Below are 12,658 nucleotides of genomic sequence, written 5' to 3'. Positions count from 1 at the left end.
TTCAGGTCGCGGAAACCTTCTCCAATTCCTTCGCGATCGCGCGCAAATCCTGCCACGACATCCGCTTGTACGACGGCGAGCGCAGCAGATAGGCCGGGTGGAACGTTGCGATGGCGCGGATGGAGCGTGTGCCGGTGTCGTAATCGAACCATTTGCCGCGGGTCTTCATGATGCCCTCGCGGGTCGACAGCAACGTCTGCGTCGAGGGATTGCCGAGCGTCACCAGCACGTCCGGATTGACCAGTTCGATCTGCCGCTGAATGAACGGAAGGCAGATTTGCGTCTCCTGCGGCGTCGGTGTGCGGTTGCCGGGCGGCCGCCATGGTATCACGTTGGCGATGTAGGCCTTGCTGCGGTCGAGCCCGATCGCCGCGATCATGCGGTCGAGCAGTTTGCCGGAACGGCCGACGAACGGCAGCCCCTCGATGTCCTCGTCGCGTCCGGGGGCTTCGCCGACGAACATGATTCGCGCTTGCGGATTGCCGTCGCAGAACACCAGCCGGGTCGCGGTGTGCTTGAGCGCGCAGCCGTCGAAATTCTCCAAAAGCGTACGCAGCGCCTCCAGTGACGGCGCGGTTCGTGCCATTTCCCGCGCCGAGGCGATCGCGGCTTCCGGCGCCGGCGCTATTTCGCTGCGCGAAACTGCAGGCGCCGCCGCGGGCATTTCCCGCACCAGTCTTTGTGGCGCGGCTTCGCGCGGCGCGGCGATGGTAGCGCTGTCGGGCTCGGCGAGCCGGTCGATCGGCTCATCGGCCAACGCGCAATCGACCCCGGCCTCGAGATAAAAGGCCAGCAATTGCTGAACGGTAGGGGAGGGTTCGGGCGCGATGGACATCGTTCCAATCTAGGATGTATTCGGGGGCAGCGAAATGCCTGAGATTTCATTTCGATGGTTGTTCTCGGCGCAAAAATCGGAAACAAACGAACCTTAGAGCCGTTCTCAATTGGGCTGAGACCAGAACATGAGCACCGAAGAATTACCGCCGCGTGAGTCCATGGAATTTGACGTCGTGATCGTCGGCGCCGGGCCGTCTGGCCTCGCGGCTGCGATCCGTCTCAAGCAACTCAATGCCGATCTCAACATCGTCGTGGTGGAGAAGGGCTCCGAAGTCGGTGCACACATTCTGTCGGGCGCCGTGATCGATCCGGTCTCGCTCGACAAACTGATTCCGGACTGGCGCGAGGACGCCGATTGCCCGCTGAAGACGCAGGTCAAAGACGACCGCTTCTATTGGATGACGGGCGGAAGCGCGATCCGGCTGCCGGGTTTCGCGATGCCGAAGCTGATGGACAATCATCACTGCTATATCGGCTCGCTCGGCGATGTGTGCCGCTGGCTGGCGCCAAAGGCCGAAGCGCTCGGCGTCGAGATCTATCCGGGCTTTGCGGCGGCCGAGGTGCTCTACGACGAACAAGGCGCGGTGCGCGGCATTGCGACCGGCGACATGGGCATCGCCAGGGACGGCAGCCACAAGGATTCGTTCACCCGCGGCATGGAACTGCTCGGCAAGTACACGCTGTTCGCCGAAGGCGCGCGCGGCAGCCTCTCCAAGCAGCTGATCGCGAAGTTCTCGCTCGACGCCAACAGCGAGCCGCCGAAATTCGGCATCGGGCTGAAGGAAGTCTGGGAGATCGATCCGGCCAAGCACCAGAAGGGCTTGATCCAGCATTCGTTCGGCTGGCCGCTCAATAATTCGACCGGCGGCGGGTCGTTCCTCTATCACTACGACGACAACAAGGTCGCGGTCGGATTCGTCGTGCATCTGAACTACGACGATCCGTATCTGTCGCCGTTCGACGAGTTCCAGCGTTTCAAGACCCATCCTTCGATCCGCACCGTGTTCGAAGGCGGCAAGCGGCTGGCTTATGGCGCGCGCGCGATCACCGAGGGCGGCTACCAGTCGGTGCCGCGCTTAAGCTTTCCGGGCGGCGCGCTGATCGGTTGCGCGGCAGGCTTTGTCAACGTGCCGCGCATCAAGGGCGTGCACAACGCGATGGGCAGCGGCATGCTCGCCGCCGAACACCTTGTGGCCGCGCTCGGCGCCGGCCGCGCCAATGATGAACTGGCCGAATACGAGAATGCGTGGCGCGGTTCGCAGGTCGGCAAGGACCTCTACCCGATCCGCAACGTCAAACCCCTGTGGTCGAAGTTCGGCACCCTGATCGGCGTACCGCTCGGCGGCCTCGACATGTGGACCAACACGCTGTTCGGCTTCTCGCTGTTCGGAACCCTGTCGCACGCCAAGCCGGATCGCAAGACGCTGGATCCGGCCAGGACGCACACGCCGATCGCGCCGGTGAAGCCGGACGGCAAACTGACCTTCGACAAGCTGTCGTCGGTATTCCTGTCCAACACCAACCATGAGGAAGACCAGCCGGTCCATCTCAAGGTCGCCGACATGAACCTGCAGAAAACCTCCGAGCACGACGTCTTTGCCGGTCCGTCCAACCGTTATTGTCCGGCCGGCGTTTACGAATGGGTCGAGGAGGCCTCCGGCCCACGCTTCCAGATCAACGCTCAGAACTGCGTCCACTGCAAAACCTGCGACGTCAAAGACCCGAACGGCAATATCACCTGGGTTCCGCCGGAAGGCGGCGGCGGGCCCAATTACCAGGCGATGTGACCACGATTACGTGAGTTTAATGGCGGAGGGGCCGCAGCTGTCCGGGTAACCCCGGCACCGGCCACGATACCGCCACAGTACAAGCGTCTTCCGGGGCTGCTGGCCAAATGGGTGGAATGGGCGGCCGACGGGGAGATCTTGGGGACCCTGCTGCCGATCGATTCGCCACCCCGTATCCTTGCGGTTGAACGCCAAAAGCGGCATTGTCGCTGGGCCTTGATGCCGCCGCGTATGTCCGCATTCGAGAGCGATCGAAAAGATTCCGCCATAAATCCTGGAGCTAGGCGAACCGTGATGCTTTCCACTCGTTTCAATCGCTGGACCATCGCCGCTGTCACCGTCGCCGCGCTTGCCGCGCCCGGTTCGCTGCTGGCGCAGACGCCCGAGCATACCGGCGACAATTCGGCGCAGTTTCCGAGCAAGAGCGATCTGAAATCGCTGACCACGTCCGGCAGCTATCTGGCCGCGCGTCATGCCAGCGTCGAACGCGACGCCAGCTCGGCCGCGGCGTTCTACCGTTCGGCGCTGCGTACCGATCCCAAGAACAACGAGCTGCTCGACCGTGCCTTCATCTCCTCGCTCGCGGATGGCGACATCGACGAGGCCGTCAAGCTCGCCGACCGCATTCTGACGCAGGACAAATCCAATCGCGTGGCCCGGCTGGTCGTCGGCGTCCGCGACCTGAAGCAGAAGAAATACGCAACCGCGCAGATCAACATCAATCAGTCGATCCGCGGACCGATCACCGATCTGGTCGCGACGCTGTTGTCGGGCTGGGCCAGCTTCGGGGCGGGCGATTCCAAGGCGGCGGTCGCCAATATCGACAAGCTGACCGGGCCGGAATGGTATCCGATCTTCAAGGATCTGCACACCGGCATGATCCTGGAACTGGCGAACAAGGAAAAGGACGCCGGCGCCCGCTTCGAGCGCGCCTACAAGCTCGACGATTCCATGCTGCGCGTGTCCGACGCCTATGGGCGCTGGCTGTCGCGCAACAAGGACTCGGCGGCGGCAATCGGCATCTACGAGGCGTTCGACAAGAAGCTGCCACGGCATCCCTTGGTACAGGAGGCGCTGCGCGAGACGCGGGCCGGCAAGAAGATGCCGCCGCTGATCGAATCGGCGCAGGCAGGAGCGGCCGAGGCGCTGTACGGCATCGGTGCAACGCTGACCCGCCGCGGCGGCGAGGATCTGGCGCTGGTCTATTTGCAGCTCTCGCTATATCTGCAGCCCAACCATCCGCTGGCGCTGCTCTCGCTGGCCGATCTCTATGAGTCGGTGAAGAAGCCGCCGATGGCGATCAAGGTCTATGAGCGGATGCCGGCGAGTTCGCCGCTGAAGCGCAATGCGCAAATTCAGCTCGCCACCAATCTCGACGCCGCCGATCGCAGCGAGCAGGCGATCAAGATCCTCAAGGACGTCACCGCCGAAGACCCCAAGGACATCGAAGCCATCATGGCGCTCGGCAATATCGAGCGCGGCCGCAAGAAGTTCGCCGATTGCGCGACGACCTATTCCAGGGCGATCGACGTGATGCCCGGCGTGACAGACAAGAACACCTGGGTCACCTATTACTATCGCGGCATTTGCCAGGAGCGCTCCAAGCAGTGGAGCAAGGCCGAGGCCGACATGCGCAAGGCGCTCGAGCTGCAGCCCGAACAGCCGCATGTGCTGAACTATCTCGGCTATTCCTGGATCGATCAGGGCATCAATCTCGACGAAGGCATGAAGATGATCAGGCGCGCCGTCGATCAGCGTCCCGACGACGGCTATATCGTGGACTCGCTGGGCTGGGCGTTCTACCGCATCGGCAATTTCGAGGACGCGGTGAAGAACCTCGAGCGCGCGATCGATCTGAAGCCCGAGGATCCGACCATCAATGACCACCTCGGTGACGCCTATTGGCGCGTCGGCCGCACGCTGGAAGCCAAGTTCCAGTGGGCCCACGCCCGCGACCTGAAGCCCGAGGCGGAAGAACTGCCGAAGATCGAGGCCAAGATCGCCAACGGTCTGCCCGAGGACACGTCGTCTGCGGCTTCCGCCGACAAGAAAAAAGAAGACGGCAGGGGCGGCTAGAAGCGGCTGATCGAAGGCTTGGGGGGCTCGTTCGGCAATGCCGGCTTTGATTGATGAGGGGCGTGCCAAGGTCAACCTGACCTTGAGGGTGGTTGGCCGCCGCACCGACGGTTTTCATGACCTGGAAAGCGTGGTGGCGTTTGCCGACTGCGCTGATCGGCTGACGCTGACGCCGGGTTCCGAGCTGACATTGCAAATGTCCGGACCGCTGGCGCAGGCCTGCGGCGAGACATCGGACAATCTGGTGCTGAAGGCGACGCGCCTGCTGGCCGAGCGCGTGCCGGGCCTGAAGGCCGGCAGTTTCACGCTCGACAAGGTGCTGCCGGTCGCGGCGGGCATCGGCGGTGGTTCGGCGGATGCGGCTGCCGCGCTTCGGCTGCTGGCAAAATTGAATGGGCTGTCGCTCGATGACGAGCGGCTACGCGAGGTAGCACTTGCGACCGGCGCCGACGTGCCGGTCTGCCTGGCCTCGCGTGCCTGCGACATGACCGGGGTCGGCGATACCCTGACGCCGCTCAGCCTGCCGATCATGCCGTGCGTGATGATCAACCCCTGCGTTCCCGTTCCGACCAAGGATGTATTCAAGGCACTCGGCCTACGTAGCGGCGAATTGCTGGTCGGCGTCACCGACGTTTTCCGGGGCATCGACTGGCCGGAAGCCGGCGCCTCGGTCGAAGACTGGGTCGAAGTCTTGGCGGCCAGTGCCAACGATCTGGAAGCCCCGGCGATGCGCATTCAGCCGGTCATCGGTGAAGTGATCGCCGCGCTCAACGCCACCAATGGCGCCTGGCTGGCGCGGATGTCGGGCTCGGGCGCGACCTGTTTTGCGATCTATGAAAACACCGCCGAAGCCGGCCGCGCCGCGGAGAAGATCCGGCGCGAGCACCCCGGCTGGTGGGTGCATGCGGGAACGTTGAGCTAAAGCGGCGAACGAACGGTTTCGTAGGGTGGGTAGAGCGAAGCGAAACCCACCATTTTCGATAAAGGCAATCGGTGGGTATCGCTGCGCTCAACCCACCATTTTCGATAAAGGCAATCGGTGGGTATCGCTGCGCTCAACCCACCCTACGGCGCCATCAATGCGACCTGGCCAGGCAGAACGCCACGACCTGCTCGAGGGCGGTCTTCATCGGCGAAGCCGGAAACAGCGCCAGCGCATCGACGGCCATCGCGCCGTAATGATGGGCGCGGCTGATCGTGTCCTCCAGCGCGCGATGCTTGGTCATCAACCCGATGGCGTGATCGAGATCATTGCCGCCGATCTCGCCCCGCTCCAGCGCCTTGACCCAGAACGCGCGTTCAGAGGCGTTGCCGCGGCGGAACGCCAGTACCACCGGCAGCGTGATCTTGCCCTCGCGGAAATCGTCGCCGACGTTCTTGCCGAGCTTTGCCGATTTGCCGCCGTAGTCCAGCACGTCGTCCACCAGCTGGAACGCGATGCCGAGATTCATGCCGACGGAGCGGCACGCGGTCTGCTCGGCCTTCGGCCGGTTGGCGATCACGGGGCCGACCTCGCAGGCAGCCGCGAACAATTCCGCGGTCTTGCCGCGGATCACAGCGAGATATTCGTCCTCGGTGGTCGCGGTGTTCTTCGCCGCGGCGAGCTGCATCACCTCGCCCTCGGCGATGGTGGCTGCCGCCGAAGACAGGATGTCGAGCGCCCGCAACGAGCCGACCTCGACCATCATGCGGAAGGCCTGGCCGAGCAGGAAGTCGCCGACCAGCACGCTCGCTTCGTTGCCCCACAGCATCCGAGCGGACAATTTGCCGCGCCGTAATTCGCTCTCGTCGACCACGTCGTCATGGAGCAGCGTCGCGGTATGCATGAACTCGACCGAGGCGGCGAGCTTGATATGGCCGTCGCCGGAATAGCCGGTGAGACCGGCCATCGCCAGCGTCAGCATCGGCCGCAGCCGCTTGCCGCCCGAGGAGATCAAATGGTTGGCGACCTCGGGAATCATGGTGACTTCGGAACCGGTCCGCGACAGGATCGTGGCGTTGACCCGCTCCATGTCGGCGGCGACGAGCCCGACCAACTCATCGATCGAAGCGTTTGGGCTTTCGAAGGGTACAATAACCGCCACGCGGGTCTCCAAATCTGGCCAATTCGCACTATCCTTATCTACAATAGAAAGTGCAGGCTGAAGCGGCAAGGGCACCAAGCGGTTGACAGGTACCGGCCGGCCTCGGACCGGGCCAGCCAGGGAGGGCGCAAATTGCGGGAATTGGTTCGGACCAACGATATTGTGCTGGTTTCCGCGGTCGGCGCGCTGCTCGACGGCGCCAATATCCATCATCTGGTGCTGGACCAAAACATGAGCATCATCGAGGGATCGCTCGGCGTCCTGCCACGCCGCATCCTGGTCCATGACGACGACAACCGCGAGGCGCGCCAGCTTCTGACCGATGCCGGGCTTGCCCACGAATTGCGGGCGGATGAGTAATCCCGATGTCACCGAGGACGCGTTCCTCGGCGGGGGCTTGCGCCTGCGGCAACTGAAATCGGGGCACCGCGCCGGTCACGATGCAATGCTGCTGGCGGCGGCGACGCCGGCACGTTCAGGCAATCGTGTGGCCGATCTTGGCGCCGGTGTTGGTGCGGCAGGGCTGGCGGTGGCCAGGCGCGTCGGGGACATCGATCTCGTGCTGGTCGAGATCGATGCCGATCTCGCAAGCCTGGCGCGCGCCAATGCCGATGCGAACGCGCTTGCCGCCGAGGTCATCGTGCTCGATGTCGAGGCGGCCGCCGACGCCTACGCCGCGGTCAATCTGCAGCCCGACAGCGTCGACGTCGTGTTGATGAATCCGCCGTTCAACGATTCTGTGCGGCATCGAGTCTCGCCGGACCGCGCGCGCGGGATCGCGCATGTCGCGACATCCACCACGCTTTCGAACTGGATTCACGCAACCCGCCGCATCCTCAAATCCAGGGGCATGCTGACGCTGATCTGGCGCGCCGACGGGATTGCCGAGGTGCTGGCGGCGCTCGATCACGGTTTTGGCGGTCTGGAAATTTTGCCCATTCACGGCGATGTGAAGGCGCCTGCGAATCGAATCCTGGTTCGCGCCACCAAGGGCGGTCGCGCGCCGACTCGAATTCATGCCGGACTGATGCTCAATGATGAGCGAGGGGTGCCCAATAAAGCGGTGCAGGAGATTTTGGCGGGGAGGGGGATGTTGCCGTTGGCCACCCCCTAGGGGTGGCCGAGGATCTCGAGACGAAGCGGAAAAGCCTATTGCGGAAGGGTTTCCGACTGCCGTTTCGGAGCGTTGGTGAAGTGAACCGCGGTCAGGATGGTGCCGATCAACAATATCAGCAGGTAGATTTTCATGTCACTCTCCGCTGCGCCATTGCAGCCGTAACGGCCACGTTGCAAAAGGCCTTCCAGCCCAAATTCGTTCCAGCCCTTCCAATGACAGTGGCGTGATAAAAAATGGTTAATTCGAGGTAACGGCATGAGTGAACAAATAAGTGATCGTGTGGGATTGCCGGGCCTTATCGAGCGGCTGAAGGGATTGGTCCCGGCCAAATTCCGGCGCGGGGCCGCGGTGGTGCCGGTGGTGCGGTTGTCCGGCGTGATCGGCGCGGTGACGCCGCTGCGGCCGGGCATGTCGCTCGCCGGTGTGGCCAAGACGCTCGAACGCGCTTTCGGTACCAAGAATGCCAAGGCGGTTGCGCTCGTGATCAATTCGCCCGGCGGCTCGCCGGTGCAATCGCGCCAGATCTATTTGCGGATCAGGCAACTCGCCGCCGAAAAGAATTTGCCGGTGCTGGTGTTCGTCGAGGACGTCGCCGCATCCGGCGGCTACATGATCGCCTGTGCCGGCGACGAGATTTTCTGCGATCCGTCCTCGATCCTCGGTTCGATCGGCGTGGTCGGCGGCACTTTCGGCTTCCAGGAGCTGATCAAGAAAATCGGCGTCGAGCGACGGCTCTATACGGCGGGCGTCCACAAGGCGACGCTCGATCCGTTCCTCCCCGAAAACCCCGATGATGTGGCGCGCATCAAGGCGCTCCAGCGCGAGATCCACGCCATCTTCATTGCATTGGTCAAGCAGAGCCGCGGCAGCCGCCTCAAGGGCGCCGACGACACGCTGTTCACCGGCGAATATTGGGCCGGCGAAACCTCGGTGTCGCTGGGTCTTGCGGACGCGGTCGGCGATCTGCGTTCGACGCTGCGCACCCGCTACGGCGACAAGGTGCTTACCCCCGTGATCGCGCCCGCCAGCGGGATGCTGTCCGGCTTGCTCGGGCGGCGGTCGCCGGGGGCGGGCTCCATGGGCGCGCTCGACGGTTTGGGGGGCCTGCCGGATGAGCTGATCTCCGCGCTCGAAACCAGGGCAATTTGGGCCAAATTCGGGTTCTAGGGCCCGGGAGAGGCGCGCCATTTAGTCCTAAAGGCGGGAATTGCGGCGCAGCCCGGCTTGCGCGAGAATGCAGCTATTGGGGGCGTGACCGACGTGAACGACAAGGATCGACCGATGCCACCGTTGATCGCATTCGCAGGGGCCCTGGGTGGGCTCGCCGTGGTCCGCTGGGCTTACAAGACCGCCGTCCGGATCAACCGGGAGCTGGAAGAAGCGCGGCTGGCTCGCGTCGCGGAATCGGCTCAAACCAGCGAGATTCCGACCCTGCGCCGGGACCCCGTCACCGGGGCCTATCGGCCGGGTTAGTTCGACCGTCATCCTGACAGTCGTCATGCCCGGGCTTGTCCCGGGCATCTACGTCTTCCCTTTGCTGCCCAGAAAAGACGTGGATGGCCGGGACAAGCCCGGCCATGACGGTTGATCATTGGCGTCCCTCGGCATCGCCTTGATTCCCCTCGCCACCGCCGATACGGTCCCGCGCGCCCAAAACCCCCTCGCGAGACCGATTCTGCCGATGGACGAATTGCCTGCCCACATGCGCCCGGAACGTTCGTTCCAGGGCTTCATTCTCGCTCTGCAACGGTTCTGGGCCGAACAGGGCTGCGTGATCCTGCAGCCCTACGACATGGAAATGGGCGCGGGCACCTTTCATCCCGCGACGACCTTGCGCGCGCTCGGGCCGAAGCCGTGGCGGGCCGCCTATGTGCAGCCCTCGCGCCGGCCCAAGGATGGCCGCTACGGCAAGAACCCGAACCGGATGCAGCATTATTACCAGTATCAGGTGATCATGAAGCCATCGCCGCCGAACCTTCAGGAATTGTACCTGAAGTCGCTCGCCGCGATCGGCCTCGATTCCAGCCTGCACGACATCCGCTTTGTCGAGGACGATTGGGAAAGCCCGACGCTCGGCGCCTGGGGTCTCGGGTGGGAATGCTGGTGCGACGGCATGGAAGTCAGCCAGTTCACCTATTTCCAGCAAGTCGCGGGCGTCGAATGCGCGCCGGTCGCCGGCGAGCTCACCTACGGAATGGAGCGGCTCGCCTGCTACCTGCAGGGCGTCGACCACGTCATGGATCTCAACTTCAACGGCCGCGAGGGCGCCGACAAGGTGACCTATGGCGACGTGTTCCTGCAGGCCGAGCAGGAATATTCCCTGCATAATTTCGAGCACTCCGATTCCGAAATGCTGTTCAAGCAGTTCGTGATGGCCGAAGAGGCCTGCAAGAAATATCTCGCGGCGGGCTGGAAATCCGGCAGCAACCAGAAGGAACACCTGATGGCGCTGCCGGCCTATGACCAGTGCATCAAGGCAAGCCACGTCTTCAATTTGCTCGATGCCCGCGGCGTGATCTCGGTGACCGAACGGCAAAGCTACATCGGGCGCGTGCGCGACCTTGCAAAAGCCTGCGGCGACGCCTGGGTCCACACCGAAGCGGGCAGGGCATCCTGATGCCTGATCTTTTGCTCGAATTGTTTTCTGAAGAAATCCCGGCGCGCATGCAGGCGAAGGCGGCCGACGATCTGCGCCGCATGGTCACCGACAAGCTGGTTGCCGAGGGGCTGGTCTATGAGGGCGCAAAGGCGTTCGTGACGCCGCGGCGGCTCGCGCTGACGGTGCACGGGATTCCGGCGCGGCAGCCCGACCTCAAGACCGAACGCAAGGGTCCGAAAATCGGCGCGGCCGATGCGGCGGTGCAGGGTTTCCTGAAAGCGACCGGCCTCACTTCGCTCGACGAGGCAAAGATCCAGCGCGACCCGAAGGGCGACTTCTACATCGCGCTGATTGAAAAGCCCGGCCGCGCCGCGATCGACGTGCTCGCGGAAATACTGCCTGTTATCGTCCGCACCTTCCCATGGCCGAAATCGATGCGCTGGGGCGAGCGCTCGGCCAAGTCAGGCGCGCTGACCTGGGTGCGGCCGCTGCACTCGATCATCGCGACCTTCGGTCCGGAGACCGAAGACCCCGAGGTGGTGAAATTCTCGATCGACGGCATCGAGACCGGCCAGATCACTCATGGTCACCGCTTCCTGGCGCCATCGGCGATCTCCGTGCGCCGCTTCGAGGATTACGAGGCAAAGCTGAAGGCCGCCAAGGTCGTGCTCGACTCGCAGGCGCGCAAGGACATCATCCTGGCCGACGCCAAGCAGTTGGCGTTCGCGCAGGGCTTTGAGCTGGTCGAGGACCAAGTGCTGCTCGACGAGGTGTCAGGGCTCGTCGAATGGCCGGTCGTGCTGATGGGATCGTTCGACCAGGAGTTTTTGTCGATCCCCGGCGAGGTAATCCGCGCCACCATCCGCAACAACCAGAAATGCTTTGTGGTCAGCGATCCCAAGGATTCTGATAAGAATCCTGACAAAACCGGAAAGCTGACCAACAAGTTCATCCTCACCGCCAACATCGAGGCGACGGACGGCGGCAAGGCCATCGTCGCCGGCAACGAACGCGTCATCCGCGCGCGGTTGAGCGATGCGAAATTCTTCTATGAGACCGACCTGAAGACCAGGCTCGAAGAGCGGCTGCCGAAATTCGATAATATCGTGTTTCACGAGAAGCTCGGCACGCAGGGCGAACGCATCAAGCGCATCGAGCGTCTGGCGGCGGAAATCGCTCCGCTGGTCGGCGCCGATGTCGAGAAGACGAAACGCGCCGCGCATCTGGCGAAGGCGGATTTGCTGACCGAAGTGGTCGGCGAATTCCCGGAGCTCCAAGGCTTGATGGGGAAATACTACGCGCTGGCGCAGGGCGAGGATGCTTCCGTCGCTGCCGCGAGTGAAGAGCATTACAAGCCGCAGGGGCCAGGCGATCGGGTGCCGACCGATCCGGTGAGTGTCGCGGTGGCTTTGGCTGACAAGATCGACACGCTGGTAGGTTTCTGGGCCATCGATGAGAAGCCAACTGGAAGCAAGGATCCGTATGCGCTGCGAAGGGCGGCGCTCGGAGTCATCAGGCTGATCGTCGAGAACACGATCAGGCTTCCAATCCTGAAAGTTGCAAAATCGGCTATTCTCGGTCTCCCCGAAAAGGCAGCCAAGTATCCGGCCGCCGATGCGCAAAAGCGTCCGGGCGATCTCGTCTCCTTCTTCGCCGACCGCCTGAAAGTCCAACTCCGCGACCAGGGTGCACGCCACGATCTCGTCGACGCCGTGTTCGCGCTCGGCGGTCAGGACGACCTCCTGATGGTCGTCCGCCGCGTCGAGGCGCTCGCAAAATTCCTCGACACCGACGACGGCAAGAACCTGCTCGCGGGCACCAAACGCGCCAACAATATCCTTGGCATCGAAGAGAAAAAGGACAAGCGTAGCTTCGATGGAGCGCCGGACACGACGCTCTACAAGCTCGACGAAGAAAAGGCGCTGGCGAAGGCGATCGATCAGGTGAAGAGCGAAGCGGGCGCCGCGGTGGCCAAGGAAGACTTCGCCGCCGCGATGAGCGCGATGGCGAAGCTGCGCCCGGCGGTCGATGCGTTCTTTGACAAGGTCAAGGTCAACGACGATGAACCAAACGTGCGCGAGAACAGACTGAAGCTCTTGAACGAAATCCGCGCGGCAACGCGCGCGGTGGCGGACTTTTCGAAGATCGAGGGCTGACA

At 63.3% G+C, this 12,658-nt stretch carries 11 protein-coding genes; 9 read left to right on the top strand and 2 right to left on the bottom strand.

The genetic code is table 11. From position 1 onward, the window contains the following. Nucleotide 1: 1 nt before the first annotated feature. Nucleotides 2-829, bottom strand: coding sequence for a uracil-DNA glycosylase (locus JQ597_RS32355; RefSeq protein ID WP_212269515.1), 828 nt, complete (start codon nt 827-829; stop codon nt 2-4). A 133-nt stretch (nt 830-962) separates the two neighbouring features. Here JQ597_RS32355 and JQ597_RS32350 point away from each other — a divergent pair, with 133 nt between their 5' ends. The 3 genes from JQ597_RS32350 (at nt 963) to JQ597_RS32340 (ending at nt 5,622) form a co-directional block, all read left to right on the top strand. Further along, a complete protein-coding gene (locus JQ597_RS32350) occupies nt 963-2,624 on the top strand; it encodes an electron transfer flavoprotein-ubiquinone oxidoreductase (protein ID WP_212269479.1) in 1,662 nt (553 codons plus the stop codon). 294 nt (nt 2,625-2,918) lie between these two features. Then, nucleotides 2,919-4,700, top strand: a complete 1,782-nt coding sequence (locus JQ597_RS32345) for a tetratricopeptide repeat protein (RefSeq protein ID WP_192738595.1) — start codon at nt 2,919-2,921, stop codon at nt 4,698-4,700. A 37-nt stretch (nt 4,701-4,737) separates the two neighbouring features. Further along, nucleotides 4,738-5,622 (top strand): 4-(cytidine 5'-diphospho)-2-C-methyl-D-erythritol kinase, encoded by an 885-nt coding sequence (locus JQ597_RS32340; protein ID WP_212269478.1) that lies wholly within the window; start codon nt 4,738-4,740, stop codon nt 5,620-5,622. Nucleotides 5,623-5,776: 154 nt separating this feature from the next. Here the strand turns inward: JQ597_RS32340 and JQ597_RS32335 are convergent, their stop codons facing one another. Then, nucleotides 5,777-6,784: a polyprenyl synthetase family protein gene (locus JQ597_RS32335; RefSeq protein WP_212269477.1), complete on the bottom strand. Its 1,008-nt coding sequence runs from the start codon at nt 6,782-6,784 to the stop codon at nt 5,777-5,779. A gap of 132 nt (nt 6,785-6,916) precedes the next feature. Between JQ597_RS32335 and JQ597_RS32330 the strand changes: the two genes are divergently transcribed. The 6 genes from JQ597_RS32330 to glyS all read left to right on the top strand — a co-directional run bounded on the left by JQ597_RS32330 (nt 6,917) and on the right by glyS (nt 12,656). Continuing rightward, entirely contained in the window at nt 6,917-7,144 is a 228-nt protein-coding gene (locus tag JQ597_RS32330; protein WP_212269476.1) for a putative signal transducing protein, read from the top strand. Then, nucleotides 7,137-7,898 (top strand): tRNA1(Val) (adenine(37)-N6)-methyltransferase, encoded by a 762-nt coding sequence (locus tag JQ597_RS32325; protein WP_212269475.1) that lies wholly within the window; start codon nt 7,137-7,139, stop codon nt 7,896-7,898. The genes JQ597_RS32330 and JQ597_RS32325 overlap by 8 nt, the downstream gene beginning before the upstream one ends. 258 nt (nt 7,899-8,156) lie before the next feature. Further along, nucleotides 8,157-9,068 carry a S49 family peptidase gene (locus JQ597_RS32320; RefSeq protein ID WP_212269474.1) on the top strand — a complete coding sequence of 304 codons (912 nt, stop codon included), beginning with the start codon at nt 8,157-8,159 and terminating at the stop codon, nt 9,066-9,068. 114 nt (nt 9,069-9,182) lie between these two features. Then, nucleotides 9,183-9,374, top strand: a complete 192-nt coding sequence (locus JQ597_RS32315; protein ID WP_212269514.1) for a hypothetical protein — start codon at nt 9,183-9,185, stop codon at nt 9,372-9,374. 208 nt (nt 9,375-9,582) lie between these two features. After that, nucleotides 9,583-10,518: a glycine--tRNA ligase subunit alpha gene (locus JQ597_RS32310; RefSeq protein ID WP_192735210.1), complete on the top strand. Its 936-nt coding sequence runs from the start codon at nt 9,583-9,585 to the stop codon at nt 10,516-10,518. Then, on the top strand, nt 10,518-12,656 hold the full coding sequence (gene glyS, locus JQ597_RS32305) for a glycine--tRNA ligase subunit beta (RefSeq protein ID WP_212269473.1): 2,139 nt from the start codon (nt 10,518-10,520) through the stop codon (nt 12,654-12,656). The genes JQ597_RS32310 and glyS overlap by 1 nt, the downstream gene beginning before the upstream one ends. Nucleotides 12,657-12,658: the final 2 nt, after the last annotated feature.

Origin of the sequence: Bradyrhizobium sp. AUGA SZCCT0177, assembly GCF_018130125.1 — a bacterium.
Lineage (GTDB): Bacteria > Pseudomonadota > Alphaproteobacteria > Rhizobiales > Xanthobacteraceae > Bradyrhizobium.
Note: the sequence above shows the minus strand (reverse complement) of the source record. Positions and strands in the feature narration are given on the sequence as shown.